The 20914-nt window shown below is 62.5% G+C and carries 14 protein-coding genes; 13 read left to right on the top strand and 1 reads right to left on the bottom strand.

What is annotated here, in order from left to right:
• The first annotated feature begins 21 nt into the window (after positions 1-21).
• The 8 genes from Q7F16_RS23870 to Q7F16_RS23835 all read left to right on the top strand — a co-directional run bounded on the left by Q7F16_RS23870 (position 22) and on the right by Q7F16_RS23835 (position 9553).
• A complete protein-coding gene (locus Q7F16_RS23870; protein WP_046063980.1) occupies positions 22-519 on the top strand; it encodes an Hcp family type VI secretion system effector in 498 nt (165 codons plus the stop codon).
• Between the two features lie 13 nt (positions 520-532).
• Positions 533-976 (top strand): type VI secretion system baseplate subunit TssE, encoded by a 444-nt coding sequence (gene tssE / locus Q7F16_RS23865; RefSeq protein ID WP_003202805.1) that lies wholly within the window; start codon positions 533-535, stop codon positions 974-976.
• The gene (gene tssF / locus Q7F16_RS23860; RefSeq protein ID WP_409556588.1) at positions 960-2750 is read left to right on the top strand and encodes a type VI secretion system baseplate subunit TssF; all 1791 of its coding nucleotides are present in this window, start codon (positions 960-962) and stop codon (positions 2748-2750) included. Before tssE ends, tssF begins: the two co-directional genes overlap by 17 nt.
• Entirely contained in the window at positions 2714-3739 is a 1026-nt protein-coding gene (gene tssG / locus Q7F16_RS23855) for a type VI secretion system baseplate subunit TssG (protein ID WP_079302319.1), read from the top strand. Before tssF ends, tssG begins: the two co-directional genes overlap by 37 nt.
• Before the next feature lies 1 nt (position 3740).
• A complete protein-coding gene (gene tssH, locus Q7F16_RS23850) occupies positions 3741-6284 on the top strand; it encodes a type VI secretion system ATPase TssH (RefSeq protein WP_409556587.1) in 2544 nt (847 codons plus the stop codon).
• A 125-nt stretch (positions 6285-6409) separates the two neighbouring features.
• Positions 6410-6976, top strand: coding sequence for a hypothetical protein (locus tag Q7F16_RS23845; RefSeq protein WP_014337900.1), 567 nt, complete (start codon positions 6410-6412; stop codon positions 6974-6976).
• An 11-nt stretch (positions 6977-6987) separates the two neighbouring features.
• On the top strand, positions 6988-8997 hold the full coding sequence (tssI, locus tag Q7F16_RS23840) for a type VI secretion system Vgr family protein (protein ID WP_409556586.1): 2010 nt from the start codon (positions 6988-6990) through the stop codon (positions 8995-8997).
• 13 nt (positions 8998-9010) lie between these two features.
• Complete coding sequence (locus tag Q7F16_RS23835) at positions 9011-9553, top strand: toxin-antitoxin system YwqK family antitoxin (RefSeq protein ID WP_046063985.1); 543 nt, start codon at positions 9011-9013, stop codon at positions 9551-9553.
• Between the two features lie 272 nt (positions 9554-9825).
• On the opposite strand, the gene Q7F16_RS23830 is transcribed toward Q7F16_RS23835, so the two are convergent.
• Positions 9826-10221, bottom strand: a complete 396-nt coding sequence (locus Q7F16_RS23830; protein ID WP_003202818.1) for a DUF4280 domain-containing protein — start codon at positions 10219-10221, stop codon at positions 9826-9828.
• Positions 10222-10419: 198 nt separating this feature from the next.
• On the opposite strand from Q7F16_RS23830, the gene Q7F16_RS23825 reads away from it, so the two are divergent.
• The 5 genes from Q7F16_RS23825 (at position 10420) to Q7F16_RS23805 (ending at position 20885) form a co-directional block, all read left to right on the top strand.
• On the top strand, positions 10420-11487 hold the full coding sequence (locus tag Q7F16_RS23825; protein WP_409556585.1) for a phosphotransferase family protein: 1068 nt from the start codon (positions 10420-10422) through the stop codon (positions 11485-11487).
• Between the two features lie 24 nt (positions 11488-11511).
• Positions 11512-12279 carry an SDR family oxidoreductase gene (locus Q7F16_RS23820; protein ID WP_003180553.1) on the top strand — a complete coding sequence of 256 codons (768 nt, stop codon included), beginning with the start codon at positions 11512-11514 and terminating at the stop codon, positions 12277-12279.
• A 223-nt stretch (positions 12280-12502) separates the two neighbouring features.
• Entirely contained in the window at positions 12503-13618 is a 1116-nt protein-coding gene (locus Q7F16_RS23815) for a Gfo/Idh/MocA family protein (protein WP_409556584.1), read from the top strand.
• 154 nt (positions 13619-13772) lie between these two features.
• A complete protein-coding gene (locus tag Q7F16_RS23810; RefSeq protein ID WP_409556583.1) occupies positions 13773-18077 on the top strand; it encodes a SpvB/TcaC N-terminal domain-containing protein in 4305 nt (1434 codons plus the stop codon).
• 3 nt (positions 18078-18080) lie between these two features.
• Positions 18081-20885, top strand: a complete 2805-nt coding sequence (locus tag Q7F16_RS23805; RefSeq protein ID WP_409556582.1) for an RHS repeat-associated core domain-containing protein — start codon at positions 18081-18083, stop codon at positions 20883-20885.
• Positions 20886-20914: the final 29 nt, after the last annotated feature.

The following is a 20914-nucleotide window of genomic DNA, read 5'->3' as shown; positions in this document are numbered from 1 at the left end:
CTTCTTCAGGAGTTCCACACAATGGATGCAATCATTCTCGACCTCGGCGGCGACATCAAGGGCGACAGCCTGCTGGAGGGTTTCACGGACAAGATCGAGGTCATGTCCTACAGCCACAACGTGGCGATGCAGGTCACCAACGACGTCAGCAACTCGGAGCGCACCTCCGGCCGGCCCCATATCGGCGAGTTCACCCTGACTAAATTCGTCGACAGCTCCACCCCCACCCTCAATGAGTATTGCTGCGCCGGCAAGCCGATCCCGCAAGCCGTCATCACCATTGGCCGCAATGCCGCCGAGGGCAGCGGCAAACTCATGCCGTTCATCATCTACACCCTGACCAACGTCGTGCTGTCCAACGTCAGTGTCAGCGGCGGCACCGGCGGCAAACCGGTGGAAACCCTGTCGCTGAACTTCACCAAGATCAAATGGGAGCTCACCGCGCAGAAAGACGACGGCACCAAGGAAGGCACGGCGGGCACGACCTGGGACCTGGCCGCCAACAAAATGACCAAGTAGGGAAACCGCGCCCATGGCTGGCTTCGGGCTGCGCCCACCCCTGTTCGAACGCCTGGCCAGCCCGGCGAACGATACCGGGCGGGCGTTCGACCGGCAGGCGTTGCAAGACTCGGTGCATGCCGAACTGTCGCGCCTGTTCAATACCCGACGCGGCCCACGGGCGTTGACCGAACCGCCGAGCATCCTGGACTACGGCATCGCCGACTGGACCGCGCTGCAACAGCAGCGCAGCGATGACCGGCGCCAACTGACCCGGGAAATCCGCCAGGCCATCACCCACTTCGAACCTCGCCTGCGCCTGGGCGAGGTCGAGGTCTGCCCGGTGCCTGGCCATCCGCAGCAACTGTGCATACGACTGCTGGGCGAGCTTCGCGGCGACCTGCATGCCTGGCCCGTGGCCTTTGTCATCGAGCACGCCGGCGACGGCCTTGAGGTACGACATGAGCGACTCGATTGACCCGCAACTGTTGGACTATTACCAACGCGAACTGACCTGGTTGCGGCACGCCGGGAGCCTGTTCGCCGAGCGCTACCCCAAGGTCGCCCGGCGCCTGGAGTTGTCCCCCGGCGAATGCCCCGACCCGCACGTCGAGCGCCTGTTGGAAGGGTTCGCCCTGCTGGCCGCACGCTTGCAACGCCGGCTGGACGACGACTACGCCGAGTTCAGCGATGCCCTGCTCGAACAGCTTTACCCGTTGGCCATGCGGCCCTTGCCGTCGTGCGCCATCGTGCAGTTCGAACCCGACCCCAGCAAAGGCAACTTGAACGAGGGCTACCCACTGCCCCGCGACACACCGTTGTTCGTCACCACGGACAAAGGCCAGAGCATTCATTTTCGGACCACCGCCGCCGTGCATTTGTGGCCGGTGGCAATCAGCGAGGCATTGCTGCTGGGCAGCGACGAAGCCCAGGCGCTGACCGGAGTGGTCCGGGCCCGCTCGGCCTTGCGCCTGGAGCTGCGGTGCCTGGGCGAAAGCCAGTGGTCGACGCTGGGAATCGACTCGTTGCGGGTACACCTGGCGGCGTCACCGATCATCAACGCCGGGCTGTACGATTTGCTGGGCGCGCACGCCATCGAGGTCCTGGCCGGTGCGCCGGGCAGCGTGCCGGAGCCACTGAAGGGCTTGCCACAGATCGTCGGCTTCGCCAGTGACCAGGTCTTGTTGCCGGATGAAGACGGTGTGCATCCGGGCATGCGCCTGCTGGCCGAGTACTTTGCCTTCCCGGATAAGTTCGGCTTCTTCGATCTGCCACTGGCCGGCGCCACCAGCGACGGCCCGTCGTTGTACCTGTACATCGTTTTTGACCGCCCTCCCACCAGCCGCCTGCCGCTCCAGGCCAGCGACATAGCCCTGGGCTGCACGCCGGTGATCAACCTGTTTCCCAGGACTTCCGAGCCGCTGCGCCCGGATGGCACCCGCAGCGAGTACCGGTTGGTGGCCGACAGTCATCGGGAAAACAGCGTCGAGATCCACAGCATCCGTGGCATGCGCGCCATGTCCAGCCAGGGCGTGCGCAAAGTGCAGGCCTATTACGGCAGCCAGCATGGCAGCGACCAAACCTGTTATTGGCATGCGCGACGGGTCAGTGGCATGAGCCCGAACCGACTGGGCACCGACTTGATGGTCAGCCTGGTGGACACCCAGTTCGACCCGCTGGCCGACACCCGCGACTACAGCCTCACCGCCGAACTGCTGTGCACCAACCGTCATCTGGCCCAGAGCCTGCCGGCCGGCACGCCGCTGGGTTTCGAACGTCCGGGGCCGGTGGCCTGGGCACGCCTGCGCAACCCACCCAGCCCGCAAAGCCTGCCGCGCCTGGACGGCGAATCGCGCTGGCGGCTGGTGTCGCAATTGACCCTCAACCATTTGTCGCTGGTCGAAGGCCCCCAGGCGTTGGACGCATTGCGCGAGATTCTCCAATTGCACAACCTGCGGGACGAGGCCAGCGCCCATCGCCAGATCGAAGGGGTATCGGGACTGGGCTGCGACCGGGTCATCGCCCATGTCGGTGAAGACGCCTGGCGCGGCTGGCGAAATGGGTTGGAGGTGCGCCTGCAACTGGACCCGCAACACTTTGTCGGCAGCAGCGCCGTGCTGTTCTCCGGGGTACTGGCGCAATTCTTTTCCCTTTATGCCACCACCAATCGCTTCGTGCGCACCGTGCTGGTCCAGTCCGACAAGGAGGTGAAGACATGGCAACCCCAAGCCGGCAAACCCCTGGTGCTCTGAACCTGAGCGAGCGACTGCGGCGCGACCCGCAACGATTCGAATGGCTCCAGGCCCTGCTGTTGCTCGAACGTGAACACCCCCAGGCCGAGCCCCTGGGCAGCGGCACCGCGCCGCACGCCGAAGCCTTGCGTCTGCGCGGGCCCTTGACGCCGCTGTTCGCCGCCAGCGAAGTGGAAAGCCTGGGCCAGGAACCCGGCCTGCCGCCAACCCTGACCACGCCGATCTTCGGCCTCGGCGGCCCCGACGGCCCGTTGCCCTACGCCTACCAGGAATGGCTGCAACAACGGGCACGGGCGAAGGATCATGCCCCGGCGGAATTCCTCGACCTGTTCCAGCATCGCCTGCTCAGCCTGCTTTACAAGGTGATGCGCAAACATCGCATCGCCTTGGGTTTCACTGCCCCGGGATCGTCCGCCGTACACGCGCAACTGCGGGCGTTGACCGGCCTGCTGCCCAAGGCCTTGCAGGAGCGCCAGGCCGCACCCGACTCGGCGGTACTGGCCTGCACCGCGCTGTACGCCGATGGCCGGCGCTCCCTGGACGGGTTCGCGGCGATTGTCCGCGAACAGTTCGGGCTGCCTGTGGAGCTGAACGCCTACGAAGGTGGCTGGCGTGAAATCCCGCCGGCCAGCCGCAGCCGCTTGCAACCAGGCGGGCGCAACCTGTGCCTGGGCCGCAACGCGGTGGCCGGTACACACGTCTGGGACGAACATGCCGGCGTGCGCCTGACCCTCGGCCCGCTGACCACGGGCCAGGCCAGCGAACTGCTGCCCAACGGCGAAACCCATCCGCTGCTCGCCAGTCTCTACGCCCTGTACTTCGGCCCCGATCTGGATTGCACCCTGATACTGCTGATCCGTGGCGCCGGCCCACTGCAACTGGACCGCCAGGCAGCGCCACGGCTGAACTGGAACGGTGGCCTGCAACGCCAGCCAACCCTCGCCGTGCAACGGATCGAAACCCGTCTTCGTCAGCCGGAGATTGCCTGAAATGGAACTGGCCAGCCTGATCGGACGCCTCAACCCGGACAACCGCCGCGCCCTGGAACGGGCCGCGCAACGCTGCATGCAGCGCAGCCATCACTATGTGGAAATCGAACACCTGCTGTTGGAATTGCTCGACATCGAGGGCGGCGACTTTGCCTGCCTGCTGCCGCGCTTCGGGCTGGAGCGTGACGCGGTGGCGACGGAAACCAACAAGGCCCTGGACCTGTTCAAATCCGGCAGCACCCGCACGCCCGCCTTGTCGGCACAAACCATCGGCCTGTTGGAAGACGCCGTGGTCCAGGCCAGTGTGCTGGGCCTGGACAGCATCCGCTCCGGGCTGTTGCTGCTGGCGCTGCTGGACCGTGATGAGCGCCGCAGCCTGCTGCTCAACAGCGCCTCGTCGTTGCTGCGCATCCCCCGCGACGCCCTGCGCGCCCACCTATTGGAATGGACCGAAAGCTCCCGTGAACATGTCGGTGGCGTTCGCCCGGCCAAACCCGGCGAGCCTCCCCTGAAACAGGACCCGGTGCTGGACCAGTACACCCAGGACCTGACCGCCGACGCCCGGGCCGGGCGCATCGACCCCATTGTTGGCCGCGACGGCGAAATCCGCCAGTGCATCGACATCCTGCTCCGCCGCCGGCAGAACAACCCGATCCTGGTCGGCGCGCCGGGCGTCGGCAAGACTGCGGTGGTGGAAGGCCTGGCCCTGCGTATCGCCGCCGGGGATGTGCCGCCGTCGTTGCAGGAAGTCACCCTGCGCGTCCTCGACCTGGGCCTGTTGCAGGCCGGTGCCGGCGTCAAAGGTGAGTTCGAACAACGCCTCAAAGGCGTGATCGACGCGGTACGCAGCGCCGAAAAACCGATCATCCTGTTCATCGACGAAGCCCATACGCTGATCGGTGCCGGCGGTGCGGAAGGCGGCAGCGACGCGGCCAACCTGCTCAAGCCGGCCCTGGCCCGGGGCGAACTGCGCACCCTGGCCGCCACCACCTGGCTGGAATACAAAAAATATTTCGAGAAAGACCCGGCCCTGGCCCGCCGCTTCCAACTGGTGCAGGTCGAAGAACCGGACGAACTCACCGCCGTGGAAATGCTCCGCGGCGTGGCGAGCAAACTGGAACAGCACCACGGCGTGCAGGTGCTGGACGCGGCCATCCACGAGGCAGTGAAGCTGTCCCACCGCTACATCTCCGGGCGACAGTTGCCGGACAAGGCCATCAGCGTGCTCGACACCGCCTGCGCCCGGGTCGCCCTCGGCCAGCACGACGTACCGCCGCCGCTGGAAAGCCTGCGCCATCGGCAGAACAGCCTCAAGGATGAGGTCGAACGCCTGCGCCGGGAACAGGCGACCGGGCTCGATCACCGCGAGCGCATCACCCTGCTCGAAGGCGAATCGACCAGCAACGTGCAAGCCATCCGCGAACTGGAAACCCGCTGGGGCGAAGAGCGCGAAGCCGTGCGCGAACTGCTCGACACCCGGCGCGAACTGCTTGCCCTGAGCGAACGCGCCGACGGTGAAAAAGCCGACACCGAGATCGATAACCGCATCGACCACCTGGCCGCCGAACTGCTGCGCCTGGAGGCGGGCCTGGATGCCATTCGCCAGGACGATCCGCTGGTGCCCGAACAGGTGGACAGCAAGACCGTCGCCGCCGTGATTGCCGGCTGGACCGGCATCCCGGTCGGCAAGATGCTCGCCGACGAAGCCCACGCCGTGCGTACCCTCGGCCAGCGCATGGGCCAGCGGGTCATGGGCCAGAGCACCGCGCTGAACACCATCGCCCAACGCCTGCAAGCCTACCGCGCCGGCCTCACCGACCCACAGAAGCCGGTTGGCGTGTTCCTGCTGGTGGGCCCCACCGGCGTGGGCAAGACCGAAACCGCCTACGCCCTGGCCGACGCCTTGTACGGCGGTGAGCGCAACCTGATCAGCATCAACCTCTCGGAGTACCAGGAAGCCCACACCGTCAGCCAACTCAAAGGCGCCCCTCCCGGCTACGTCGGCTACGGCAGCGGCGGTGTGCTCACCGAAGCGGTACGGCGCAAACCCTATTCGGTGGTGCTGCTGGATGAAATCGAAAAGGCCCACCCGGATGTGCTTGAAGCTTTCTACAACGTCTTCGACAAAGGCCTGATGGAAGACGGCACCGGCCTGGTGGTGGACTTCAAGAACACCGTGATGCTCGCCACCAGCAACGTCGGCGCCGAGCTATTGCTGGATACGCCTAGCGCGCAACTGGGCAGCGACGCCTTCAACGAAGCCTTGCACAAGGTGCTGCTGCAAGCGTTCCGTCCGGCATTTCTGGCACGCATGACCGTGGTGGCGTACCGGCCGCTGGATGAAGCGACGCTGGAGGGGATTGTGCTGGCGAAGCTGGAAAAATTGCGCGGGCGCTACAAGGCCGCGACCGGCAAGCAGTTCGAGTTCGATGCGGGGATCGTCAAGGCTGTGTTGGCCAAGTGCAGCGCGGCGGGGGCACGGGACGTCGAGAATGTGTTGATGACCCAGGTGACGGGAAAGTTGGCGGAGTGGGTGTTGGAATGACTTGCCCCGGGCTTCTGGCGTACCGTTCGCCCTCGTCTTTGCACGTCAAGCCCGCCATGGGCTGCGGGCGGTGAAGTGGCGTTTTTCACCGTGTATTTACTCATGACCAATGGAAGGACATTGCCATGCTGAAGGCAAGACTTGAACTGGAAAAGCGCCATCTTTGTCCCACCTTCGCCAATACTCACGCAGGCATCGTCAGCTTTGACCTGCGCCTTGATATCGATCGAGACTTGCTGGCGTTGGCAGATGGAAACGCCCATCGTGCCTACTACCTGCCGTGGAATCCTGACGCGGGACTCTATGTCGACCTCCCTGCGACCCCGACGGGCAACGACCCACTCCTGTTCCTCACTGCCAACCTGACAGGCTGTTGCGTGGGAATCCAGAACTTCGGCGGGTTCATCAGGGTTCGACACTACAACCTATACACCACGGGCAATCAGAATCCGGTCTTCTCCCAGGATGACCTTTTCCGCTATGGCACCAACGTTTCCTGGCTGCTGCCGTCGGACAAATACAATGTTCCCGCCATCCAGCGGGCGGTCCCGTATACCCATGGAGGGCCGTGGGCCGAAGCCGTCCTGTGGGGCGAGTATGTCGCCACCTACTGGCCATTCACTTCGAAGTGGCACTTCTACTACCAGAATGGAAACGCCAATAAAGTAATCCATGAATTGAATTACCAGTAGCAGGCCATTCAATGCCCCGCTCCACCGACAGCAACACCACGCTATCACTCACCGCCACCTCGCTGTCGGCGCTGTACCCTGAATCGCTGTCCGGCGAAGAACGCCTCAACGCCCTGGGTTCGCACATCCTCAACGGCATCAACGACGGCGCCTCGCTGGACCTCACGACAGCCGTCGCCAGCCACGTGACCACCACGCTGCACAAGGACGCCTTGCTGCGTCCGCTGGACTGGCTGGTGGCCGAGATCCGCCAGCTTCCTGCCGACGCCACCGCCGAGCGCTATCAGCTTTTACTCCGGCCCTGGCTCTGGTGGCTGAGCCTGGCCAGCAACAACCGTGTGTTCCAGAACCTTGCCACCTCGGACATCGTCACCACGATTTTCAAGGGCCACGGTTTCACCGACTTCCAGCTCAAGCTCACCGGCAGCTACAGCCCGCGCGAGTACTGCGTGCAATACGGCGAAACCGACCTGGCCTTCGTCTCGCGCCTGATGGAAGAGGACGGGATTTTCTGGTTCTTCACCCATGAAGCAGGCACGCACACCCTGGTACTGGCCGACAGCAACGATGCCTTCGCGCCCATCCCCAACGGGCCGACGGTGAATTATCTCGGGCAGAAAATGGGTGAGCGGGAACTGCACGGCATCCGCTCCGGGCAAGTGTGCCTGCAAGCGGTGGCCGGGGTTTACCAGGCGACCGATTATGAGTTCACCACGCCGACGACATCGCTCTACAGCCAGGCCGAAGCCGTGGCCGGGCCGAGCTCGGTGTACGAACATCCAGGCAGCTATACCGCCAAGGCCCAGGGCGATGCGCTGACCAAACAGCGAGTGGATGGCCTGCGCAGCCAGGAGAAACGCTTCGTCGGCGAAAGCGACTGCCGCTGGCTGGTGCCAGGGTATTGGTTCACCCTCGCCGGCCATGAAGACTCGACGCTGAATATCGATTGGGTCGTGACGGCGGTCAGCCATGAAGCCAGTCATGACAGCTATCGCAACCGCTTCGAAGCGATCCCCAAGGCCACGGTCTATCGACCGGCCCGCCTCACGCCAAAACCGCGCATGCACACCCAGACGGCGCTGGTGGTGGGCAAGGCCGGCGAAGAAATCTGGACCGACGAATATGGCCGGATCAAATTGCAGTTCCCCTGGGACCGCACCGGCAAGAACGACGAGACCTCATCGTGCTGGGTCCGTGTGGTCTTGCCCTGGAGCGGCAAGGGCTTCGGCATGCAGTTCGTACCGCGCATCGGCCAGGAAGTCATCGTGACCTTCATCGACGGCGACCCGGATCGGCCGCTGGTCACCGGCTGCGTCTACAACGGCGACAATGCCCTGCCCTACGCGCTACCGGCGAACCAGACCCAGTCCGGGATCAAGACCAATTCGTCCAAGGGCGGTGGTGGTTTCAATGAGTTGCGCTTCGAAGACAAGAAGGACGCCGAAGAGGTGTTTCTCCAAGCCCAGAAAGACTTCAACATCAACGTGCTCAACGACACCACCGCCACCGTCGGCCACGACGAAACCCTCACGGTGCAGAACGCCCGTACCCGCACGGTAAAGGACGGCGACGAAACCGTGACCCTGGAGAAAGGCAAGCGCAGCGTGACCATCCAGACCGGCAGCGACAGCCTCGATGTGAAGGACACCCGCACCGTCACCGTGGGCTCGGACCAGAGCCACAGCACCGGCGGCAATTACGATCATAAGGTCACCGGCAACTACAGCCTGACGGTGGACGGCAACCTGACCATCAAGGTCAGCGGCACCCTGACCCTGCAAAGTGGCGGTAGCTTCGCGATCAAGAGCGGCGCCGACCTGGCCGCCCAGGCCAGCACGTCCATCAGCCAGAAAGCCGGCACGGCCCTGAGCAACCAGGCCGGTACGTCGCTGGAAAACAAGGCCGGCACCACCCTGACCAACGACGCCGGCATCAGCCTGGTGAACAAGGCGGCGGCCGAACAGACCGTGGACGGCGGCGGCATGCTGACCATCAAGGGCGGCCTGGTGAAGGTCAACTGACAGGAGCCCACCGATGGCCTCGAAAAAACTCGATCTGGAGCGTGGTGACAGCCAACTGAGCGGGCAACTGGTCGATGGTCAGCTCGACGGCCCGCTGCAAATCGAAGAAGCCCAACGCCCGCAAGCAAAACTCAACTACAGCCAAGGTGAACTGCAAGGCACCAGCACCCTGTATCACCCCAATGGCAAGGTCTCGGCGGTGTTGCCGTTCGTGAAAGGCAAGTTGCAGGGTGTCGCGAGCTTCTACGCGGCCGAAGGCGGATTGCAACGCCAGGCCACGTACAGGCGCGGGTTGCTGCACGGTGAGGCGAACAACTACTTCCCCGACGGGCAACTGGCCGAAGCCGAGGTCTATCGCGACGGCGTGCGCGACGGCCGCTATCGCCGCCTGCACGCCAACGGCAACCCGGCGGTCGAAGCCCGCTACCTCAACGGCCAACTGCTGGAACCAGCCCAGGCCTACGCCGAAGACGGCCGGCCACTGGACGCCGAAGGCAAACCGATCTCCCGGGTGCGCTGGTGGTTCAGGCGCTGGAACGATCCGGCGCAGGCCTGACTATTGTCTTCCCCCCTGTGGGAGCGAGCTTGCTCGCGATGACGCCGGCACATCCAACATCACCACCAACTGATCCACTGCTATCGCGAGCAGGCTCGCTCCCACAGTGTTTTCGAGGTTGTCGCAGATTTTGTGGTCACTCATAGTCCCCTGTGGGAGCGAGCTTGCTCGCGATGACGGCGTCACAGTCAACATCACCGCAAACTGACCCACCGCTATCGCGAGCAAGCTCGCTCCCACAGGGGTCTGTGCAATGCCTGCAAGATTGCCGATCAGGGGATGAGCATCTGCACCTGCCCTGGCACAACGATCTTGATCACCCCGGCCCAGGTACACATCAAGGTGCTGTTGGCATCGATGGCCGGCATGTTGCCCAGCAACAGGGTCGGGGCGCCGCCGGGGATCCAGGGGGCGGCGGTGGCCGGGATGCAGGGCATGGGGGTCAGCACGCCGAGTGCCGCAGCGGTGGCGGCGGCCACGGTCGGATTCGCCAGGCTCATGCACATGCCGAACGTGGTGATGTTCACCAGCGGGATGTGATCCATGATATTCGCTGCCGGCATCCCGCCGGTCAGCAGGCGATTGACCGGCAGCACATTGAGCACCGCCGGGGCTGCGCCGAAGCTGCATTGCAAGGTCGCGGTGCCACAGACTTGCGGGCATCCCATCGTGGTTGCTCCTTTGAAAGCGACAGATCCCGAAACCTTAGCTCGCCGCTACCCGACGCGCACGCCGCCATGCATCAAGCCCGCTGATTATCCGGCAACACGCTAACCTATAAGACCCTGGCGTGCTTGTGACGCCTCCCACGCGCCATTAGATTAGCCAATGATCGATGGCCTCCAAAATAAGCAGAAGGGATAAGCATGGCGTTTACTGATCAGTCCACCCGCGTGCGCGACGGTGAAGAACTCGATGCCAACCTGATCGACCCGTACCTCAAGGCCCACATTCCCGGCCTGACCGGCGTGCCGCAGATCAGCCAGTTTCCCGGTGGCGCGTCGAACCTGACCTACCTGCTGGAATACCCCGAGCAGGAATTCGTCCTGCGCCGGCCGCCGTTCGGCCACAAGGCCAAGTCCGCCCACGACATGGGCCGTGAGTTTCGCATCCTCAATCAATTGCGCGAAGGTTTCCCGTACTGCCCCAAAGCCTACGTGCACTGCACCGACGAGTCAGTGATGGGCGCCGAGTTCTATGTGATGGAACGGGTCAAGGGCATCATCCTGCGCTCCGACCTGCCGCCGGAACTGGGTTTCGACGCCGCCCGCACCGAAGCGCTGTGCAAGAGCTTCATCGACCGGCTCGTCGAGCTGCACCGTGTCGACTACAAAGCTTGCGGCCTGGCCGACCTGGGCAAGCCCGAAGGCTACGTGGCCCGGCAGATCCGCGGCTGGAGCGACCGCTACGAAAAAGCCCTGACGCCCGATGCGCCGAAGTGGGAAGCGGTCAAGGCCTGGCTCAACGACAAGATGCCGGCCGACCACCCCACTTCGAGCATCGTCCACAACGACTACCGCTTCGACAACGTGATCCTCGACCCAGAGAACCCGATGCAGATCATCGGCGTGCTGGACTGGGAACTGACCACGATCGGCGATCCGTTGATGGATTTGGGCAACAGCCTCGCCTACTGGATCGAAGCCGCAGACCCGGCCCCCGTCCAGCTGATGCGCCGTCAGCCAAGCCATGCCCCCGGCATGCTGACCCGCCGCGAGTTCGTCGATTACTACGCCGAGCGCGCCGGGATCCGCATCGACAACTTCGACTTCTACTACACCTACGGCCTGTTCCGCCTGGCCGGCATCGTCCAGCAGATCTACTACCGCTTCTTCCACGGCCAGACCCAGGACAAACGCTTCGCGCAGTTCGTTCAGATGAACAAACTGCTGGAGCAGATGAGCCTGCAGGTCATCGACAAATCCACGCTCTGAGCGCACCTATAACAAGGAAACAGCATGTCCAAGACCCAGTTGTTCGACCTCGACGGTAAAATCGCCTTCGTTTCCGGCGCCAGCCGCGGCATCGGCGAAGCCATCGCCAAACTGCTGGCCCAGCAAGGCGCCCATGTGATCGTTTCCAGCCGCAAGCTCGACGGTTGCCAGCACGTGGCCGACGCCATCATCGCCGCTGGCGGAAAGGCCACCGCCATCGCCTGCCACATCGGTGAAATGGAGCAGATCAGCCAGGTGTTCGCCGGTATCCGCGAACAGTTCGGACGCCTGGACATCCTGGTCAACAACGCCGCCACCAACCCGCAATTCTGCAATGTCCTGGACACCGACCTGGGTGCGTTCCAGAAAACCGTGGACGTGAACATCCGCGGCTACTTCTTCATGTCGGTGGAAGCCGGCAAGCTGATGCGCGAGAACGGCGGCGGCAGCATCATCAACGTGGCGTCGATCAACGGCATCTCGCCGGGGATCTTCCAGGGCATCTACTCGGTGACCAAGGCCGCGGTGATCAACATGACCAAGGTCTTCGCCAAGGAATGCGCGCAGTTCGGCATCCGTTGCAACGCCCTGTTGCCAGGCCTGACCGACACCAAGTTCGCCTCGGCACTGGTCAAGAACGACGCCATCCTGAAGACCGCCCTGGCGCAGATCCCCCTCAAGCGCGTGGCCGACCCAAGCGAAATGGCCGGCGCGGTGTTGTACCTGGCCAGCGATGCGTCGAGCTACACCACGGGTGTGGCGTTGAATGTGGATGGTGGGTTCCTGTCCTGACAGTGAGCCCCATGACAGACTCTGTGGGAGCGAGCTTGCTCGCGATAGCGGTGGGTCAGCCAGTACTTGTGCGACTGATGCGGCGCTATCGCGAGCAAGCTCGCTCCCACAGGGACTATGGTGATCACACAGAGAATGAATATTTATTCCAATATTTGCAATTAGCGAATATTTATTCCATAAATAGCCCTTCTGAAAATAAAAACTCAAAGGGCTCTTTCTCATGCGTGATCTCGGCATCGGTCTGATTGGCACCGGCTTCATGGGCCGTGCCCATGCCTTGGCGTTCCACAATGCCAAGGCGGTGTTCGACCTCCCCCTGAACCTGAAACTGGCGGCCCTGGCCGACGCCGATCCGCAGCGTGCCCGGCAATGCGCCCACAGCTGGGGGTTCGAGACGGCCCACAGCGACTGGCAACAACTGATCGACGACCCGAAGGTCAACCTGATCGCCATCACCACCCCCAACCACCTGCACTTCCCGATGGCCATGGCGGCGTTGGCGGCGGGCAAGCCGGTCTATTGTGAAAAGCCCCTGGCAGTGTCCCTGGAACAGGCCGAGCAGATGCGTCAGGCGGCCAAGGCAGCCGGAGTAGTGACGCGGGTCGGCTACAACTACCAGCACAACCCCATCATTCAACGGGCGCGGGACATGATCCAACGCGGTGAACTGGGACAGATCATCAGTTTCCAGGGCGAATTCAGCGAAGACTTCATGGCCGACCCCGCTTCGCCGTGGTCATGGCGCTGCGAAGCGGCCCACGCCGGCGGTGCACTGGCGGACCTGGGCAGCCACTTGCTGGCCATGGCCCGGCACTTGTTGGGCGATGTCGAAGCGGTGTGCGCCGACAGCCAGACCGTGCACAACCAACGCCCTGCCAGCGCGGGCAATACCGAACAACGTGCCATCGCGGTGGACGACCAGGTCCACGCGCTGCTGCGTTTCGCCAATGGCGCCCGAGGCACGGTGAGCAGCAGTTGGCTCAAGCACGGCTACAAGAACCACCTGAGCTTCGAGATCAGCGGCACCCTCGGCACCCTGGCGTTCGATCAGGAACGGCTGAATGAACTGCGCCTGTGTCGCGTCGGCCAGGCGGGTTTCCAGCGCCTGCTGGCCGGCCCGGATTTGCCCGGTTATGCCGCGTTCAGCCCGGCCGCCGGGCACCAGTTGGGGTACAACGAACTGAAGACCCTGGAAGTCCGGGAACTGATCATGACGCTTGCCGGCGAAAGCGGCAGCGGGACGGACTTCGAAGAGGCCTGGGAAGTGGAGCGGCTGGCGGCGGCGATTCGTGTGGCGGCTCGGGAGGAGCGTTGGGTCAAGGTCAGGGAGCGATAACCTCCCACTTCAGCGCCCCCCAGTGCAAACAAAAAATGCCTCTTGCACCGTGTTCTTATTTCATTAAGCACTAGAAAACTGTCAGCTCTGACAGTGGATGGGGCCTTTGATTCGCGCCAAATTAGCTCCCTGCACACCCGCTCGGAGCCTGGCGATGGATCAACCGGAACGCTTGAGCATCACGCCACCTTCGTTGCCCAAGGGCGGTGGCGCCATCCAGAGCATCGGCAAAGGCTGGGGCGAGGTCGGCTCAACCGGCAAGGCGTCCTGCGACTTGCCACTGCCGATCTCACCCGGACGCGGTTTCGCCCCGACCCTGCGGCTCGGTTACGGCAGTAGCGTGGGCAACAGCCTGTTCGGGATCGGCTGGGTACTATCGCTAGGCTGTGTGGCACGGCGGACGAGCAAGGGGGTACCGGATTACACCGATGACGATGTCATGCTCGGCCCCGACGGCATGGCCTGGATGCCGGAGCGCGACGCCGCCGGGACGATCATTCGCAGAACCGTGCGTACCTATCGAGGCCTGGACCTGGGTATCGACTATCAGGTGGCCCGTTATTTTCCTCGTATCGAAGGAGCGTTCGAACGTATCGAGCACTGGCGTTCGGCACAGGACTATCCGGGTTTCTGGTTGATTCACGGGGCCGACGGCAGCCTGCACCTGTACGGTTTCACCCCTTCATCACGCAGCACCGACCTGGAAGATGCCCTGCGCGTCGGCGAGTGGCTGCTGGAGGAAAGCCTGAACGCCCATGGTGAACACATCCTCTATGAGTACGCCGGCGAAGATCACGCCGGAATGCCCGCTGATACACCACGCGATTTTCGCGCCCAGTGCTACCTGAGCCGGGTGCGCTATGGCAATGCCGAGGCAAACGCCCACCTCTACCACTGGGTGCCGGAGCAGTTGGAGCACGCACAGTGGCACTTCGACCTGATCTTCGACTACGGCGAACGCACCACGGCACTGGACGAAATCCCGGCCTACACAGCAACCGGCGAGTGGCCGGTGCGCAGCGATCCTTTCTCGACCTACGGCTACGGTTTCCTGCTGGGCAACCTGCGCCTGTGCCGGCAAGTGCTGATGTTCCACCATTTCGCCGAACTGGGCAGCGAACCGCTGCTGGTGCAACGCTTGCGGCTGGAATATCGCACGACCGAACTGGGCTACAACCTGCTGTCTGCCGCACATCTGCAAGGTTACGACGAGCAAGGGCAAATCGAGTCGCGTCCACCGGTGGAGTTCACCTGTTCGACGTTTGAAACCGACGACAGTGAGTATCAACCATTCGACGCCATGCCCGGCCTCAACGATGGCCAGCAGTACCAGTTGGTCGACCTGTATGGCGAGGGTATTCCAGGTGTGCTCTATCGCAGTGACAAAGCCTGGTACTACCGCGAGCCGCTACGGGCACAGCCGGTGCAAACGCCCGACGAGGTGGTCTACGGTGAGTGGCGGCGACTGGAAGCCATTCCGGTGATGGACAGCCGCAAGCCGATGCGTCAGTCGCTGATGGACCTCACCGGCGATGGCCGGCTGGATTGGGTGATGGCGCAACCCGGCGTGAGCGGCTTTTTCACCCTCAACCCGGATCGCAGTTGGTCGAATTTCGTCACCTTCGCCGCCTTCCCCGTGGAGTTCTTCCACCCACAAAGCCAACTGGCCGACTTGATGGGCGGCGGCTTGTCCGACCTGGCCTTGATCGGCCCGCGCAGCGTGCGGTTGTATGCCAATCGTCGCGAAGACGGCTTTGCCACAGCCGCGGATGTGCCGCACCGCCTAGAAACCGCCCCCGAAGATCGCCTCCCGCTACTGAGTCAGGCGCAGACCGAACTGGTGGCGTTCAGCGATGTGCTGGGCAGTGGCCAACAGCATCTGGTGCGTATTCGCCACAACGAAATCGTCTGCTGGCCCAACCGCGGCCACGGTCGTTTCGACCCGGGGTTTCGCTTAGGGAGCCTGCCTTATACCTACGAATCCTTCGACGCTTCGCGGGTATTGCTCGCCGACCTGGACGGCTCCGGCGCGGCGGACCTGATCTATCTGACCAGCGAGCATGCCGAGATATTCATGAATCGCACCGGCATGGGTTTTGAAAGCAGCCCACGGCGCCTACCCTGGCCGCCAGGCGTGCGGTATGACCGGCTGTGCCAGGTCAGCACCGCCGACCTGCAAGGGCTCGGTTGTTCCAGCCTGGTGTTGACCATCCCCCATATGAAACCCCGGCACTGGCGCTGCGATTTCGTTCAGGCCAAGCCGTATCTGCTGCACCGCACCCAAAACAATATGGGCGCAGCGGGCGAAGTGATCTATCGCAGTTCGGCCCAGGAATGGCTGGATGAAAAACAGACGTTGCTGACAGCGGGCCTGGAGGTTGCCAGCCATGTGCCGTTCCCGATGCCGCTGGCCGCCCGACAGACCCAACGGGATGAAATCACCGGCAATCTGCTGACCCAGCACTTTGCCTACCGCCAGGGTTTCTACGATGGGCAGGAGCGCGAGTTCCGAGGCTTTGGCCTGGTGCTGCAGACCGACAGCGAAGTCACGGCCGACAGCGCGGACTTTACCGCGCCGGTGCTGCGCAAGAGCTGGTTCCACACCGGACGCGTGCCCGATCTGCCAGGCTTGGACTACGACCGCTCCGACAGCGCGGCCCAACCCCTGGGCAGGGCCCTGCTGCTGGCGCCGCAAGACGATGCTCCGGACGAGATAATCGGCGACGCTGATGCCACGACCTTGCACGACATGGCCTACGCCCTGGCCGGCTGGCCGCTGCGGGTCGAGGTGTTCGGTCTCGACACCGCCAACCCATTGCAGGCCTGGCCCTATTCGGTGCAGCAATCGCGTTATGCCGTGCGTCTGTGGCAACGACGAGACGAGCACCAACCCTATTGCCGTATGCAGCCGCTGGAACTGGAGTCCATTGCCTGGACCTATGAACGCCAGCCTGATGACCCGCGGTGCCAGCATCACATCAGCCTGGCCTGGGACCGTTATGGCGGGGTCACCCATGAGGTGACGATCGACTATGCCCGGCGCAAAAACATCGACGACGCGCCACCGTTCAGCGACCCCCATGAACAAACCTGGTGGCGTGCCGCCCACGATGATGCCCAGCGCTACTACTACCTGAGTGAAAACCGCGCCCAATTTATTCATCTGGATGATGACCCACAGACCTGGCGCCTGGGTCTGCCCTACCTGTCCCGGGGCAATGCGTTGGTGCTGTCGAAGACGGTGCTCGGCCCGGAGGACATTTCCCATGAGGCGATGTTCGACTGTCTCAATGCACCACCCAGCGATGACTTCCCGCGGGTCCTGGCACAACTGTCCGAGCAACGCTATCAACAGGCGGGCCAGACGTTACCGGCAGGACAGGCCAGCTTCGAGGCCTTGGCCGACTACCTTGAGTCCGCCGAACTGGATGAGGTAGCGTTGCAGGCATATGCACCGGTGCTGAGTCCCGAAGAGCTGGCGGACAAACTGCCCGGGCTCGGTTATCGCCCCCTGGCCGCCGTGCTGCCAGCGGAACCCGACAGGGTGTTGTGGTCGACCCGCCGGGGGTTCATGACCTACGCCGGGCTGGACGGTTTCTATCGGCTGATCCGCGCTCAAGCCACCGAAAGCCAGGGACCGACGGACATCAGCTTCGATCCCTATTACTGCCTGCCGATCAGTGTCACTACGGCTGACGGTTGCAACACCCATGTGGCCGACACGGATTATCGGTTCCTGTTGCCCCGGCGCATTGTCGATCCGAACCAGAACATCCAGGAGGCCCGCTACGACGGTTTTGGCGAGCTGTTGGCCAACAGTTTCCACGGGACCGAACGCGGCGAGAACGTAGGTTTCGATTCGCTGGAGAATTACTTGCCGTTTACCCGTTCGCCCGCCGAAGCCATCGCCGCCCCGGGGGCGGCCGTGCAAGGCGCCGCCAGCGCCTGTTTTCGCGATGCCTTCAGTTGGATGCAGCGTCGTGAGCCGGTCCACACGGCGGTCCTGCAAGCCGACCACTACCCACAGCCCCCGGACAATCCGGCTCGCAAGATCCGTATCGCCGTGCAGTGCTGGGACGGCTTTGGCCGGGCCTTGCAGAGCAAGCAGAAGGTCGAACCGGGCACGGCCTACCAGATCGCGGACGACGGCAGCCTGGTGCTCGACGGCGACCAGCCGGTGACGGCACCGGCCGCCGAGCGCTGGCGGGTCAGCGAACGTGTGGAATACAACAACAAGGGCCTGGCGGTGCGCGTCTACCGGCCGTACTTCGCCGACGGCCATCGCTACATCAACGATGAATCGTTTCGTCGCTTCGGTTATTGCGACCAGCAGTTCTACGACCCCTTGGGCCGCCCTACCCTGACCGTCACCGCCATGGGCTATTGGCGCCGCCAGCGGTATCTGGGGTGGTATGAGATTGGCGAAGACGAAAACGATACGTTGGAGGAGTCAACATAGGCCATGTCAGCTCTTGTGCAAGGGCTTCACACCCACACTCCGACGCTGACGGTCATTGACCCCCGCAGCCTGACGGCGCGTTCAGTCGCTTATTGCCGCTGCGTGGGAACAGCAGAAGCTGAAGAGCGCATCAACCGCACCGCCTATGACGCAATGGGGCGCCTGATTGAGCAATGGGATCCCAGGCTTTGGGCGCTCAGCGCAGTAGGTGCGCCCGCCAACCTGCTCAATCGTTATTCGCTGTCAGGTAAGGTGCTGGCTTCGATCAGTGTCGATGCCGGTGAGCGGATCAACTTGTTTGGTGATGGGGATCAATTGGTTCTAACCTGGGACAGCCGCGCCACTGAACGACGGATCGAATACGACGATCTGCTACGCCCGCTGGCCATTTTCGAGCAGGGCGAAGGCGAAATCGCGCGTTGCTCCGAACGCTATGAGTACGCTGGTGCGGAGACCGAATTTACCGGACACAACCAATGCGGGCAGTTGATCCGGCACGACGATCCAGTGGGCACCCAGACATTGGACGAATATGCCCTGACCGGTGGAGTGCTGGAACAGACCCAGCGCTTTTTGCGTTCGCTGGAAATACCGGATTGGCCGCCGGGGCTGTCGGAGCGCGATGCGTTGCTGGAACCGGTGGAACAAGCTGCAACCAGCGTGACGCACTTCAACCCGCTGGGCGATGTGCTGGAACAGACCGATGCCAAGGGCAATCGGCAATCGTTCGACCACACCGTTGACGGCCAATTGTTCGCCACCCACCTGCAACTCAGCGCTCAAGCCACCGCGCAAACCCTGGTCAGCGCCCTCGCCTACAACGCCTACGGCCAGGTTGAACAGGAAACCGCTGGCAATGGGGTGATCAGCACGCTGACCTATCGTCCCGAAGACGGTCGCTTGCTGCAGCTTGAGGCTCGACGCGGAACTCAAGCGCTGCAAGACCTGCGTTACGCCTACGATCCAGTCGGTAATGTGCTGAGCATTGAAGACGCGGCCCTACCGATTCGCTATTTCGCCAACCAGCGGGTTGAACCTATCAACCGCTATGACTACGACAGCCTCTATCAGTTGATCAAGGCAACCGGCTGGGAGGCTGGCAGCGCCAACCGAGGGCCGGCATTCAATCGCTTCGACGATCCGGGCGCCGTCGCCAACTATCAGCAAACCTACCACTATGACGCTGCCGGTAACTTGCTTGAACTGGTCCATGTCGGCCCACAAAATCACAGCCGCAAGCTGACGGCAGCGCGCCACAGCAACCGTTGTCTAGCGGAACAGAATGACCGACCACCGACTGAAGAGGAAATCGCCGCGGCGTTTGATGGCAACGGCAACCTGCTGGAGTTGCAACTGGGGCAAACGATGAGTTGGGACTTACGCAACCAACTGCGCGAGGTACGACCGGTTGAGCGCGAAGGTGCCAACGATGATCGCGAACTGTACCTCTACGGCATTGATGGGATGCGACGGCGCAAGGTCCGCACCAGCCACACCAACGCCCGTTCGCTGGTCTCGGAAGTTCGTTATTTGCCGGGCCTGGAAATCCGCACCCACACAGGCACTGGCGAAGTGTTGCAAGTGATCTGCGTGCAAGCCGGGCGCAGCGCGATGCAGGTGCTGCACTGGGAAACGGCACCGCCTGCCGGCATCTCCAACGATCAGTACCGCTACAACCTGACCGACCATCTGGGTTCTAGCAGCCTGGAATTGGATAGCGAGGCCGAGGTGATCAGCCAGGAGACCTATCACCCCTATGGCGGCACGGCCTGGTTTGCCGGGCGCAGTGAGGTGGAAGCGAGTTACAAGACGGTGCGTTATTCAGGGAAAGAGCGGGATGCGACGGGGCTTTATTATTATGGGTTCAGGTATTACGCGAGTTGGTTGCAGCGGTGGGTTAATCCGGATCCGGCTGGCGATGTGGATGGGTTGAATTTCTATCAAATGGTCAGGAATAATCCGCTGGTCAATGTCGACCTCGATGGCTTAATGCGAAAATCTGCTCCAGATATCCCCCCCGTTGTTCCCGCACGCCCAATAAACTTAGCTCGAAGGATTCCTGATACAACGCCTGGAAATCTTTCACACCTAGGTACTTCAATTCCAACGTCTGCAGTCGGCCATCAGACTATTGCGTCCCCACATCCAAGTTCTGCTGAAAACGCATATAAACGAGGAAAAGTCTGGACGAGGCCTGTGGCATCAGCGACACAAAGTCCGTCGCAACGGGAAAGGGAGCTAAATACAAACGTCGCCCAATCGCTACAGTTGAGCGACTTCCATCTGGACAATTTTAATCTTATTTTCAGAAACCGTTTTGCCATGAAAACTCTGAAAGTGCGCAATCCCTTGGAGCAGAAAGCGGCTGAGCCGACACAGATATTTGAATTAAGGCTAATGTCAGAGAATAAATACTACTTTTCACCCGCCGTAGCGAAGGGCCCGGTACCAGCCCCACATGGATCGTTCCACTATGTTGTACTGACCGATGATCCAGGGCGCATCTGGGCTGGTGCCCCCCATGATTCGCCGACTACGGAAGAGCAATTCCAAATTCAGGGACACACTTCAATTTCACTCAGAGAAGACGTGTTATATGCTGGGGATATTGTTCTCGATGAGGGGAGGCTTGAGTCCTGGACTAATTTTAGTGGTCACTATATGCCGGCGGCTGACCTACATCAAACAAATCTCTTACCTGCTGTGCAACGTCTACTGCCTAGCAGTCGGTTTGCCGCTCACGAACAGATGACTACAGCGGAGAAAAATCGTGCATTAAACGCACGGGGTTATTTTATGCCTTTCTAGTTCCCGCGGATTGGGTACCCGCAGTTTAC

Origin of the sequence: Pseudomonas sp. Lb2C2 (genome assembly GCF_052112205.1) — a bacterium.
GTDB classification, from domain to species: Bacteria; Pseudomonadota; Gammaproteobacteria; order Pseudomonadales; family Pseudomonadaceae; genus Aquipseudomonas; species Aquipseudomonas kilonensis.
The sequence above is the reverse complement of the archived record's forward strand: the minus strand, read 5'-3'. Positions and strand labels throughout refer to the sequence as shown.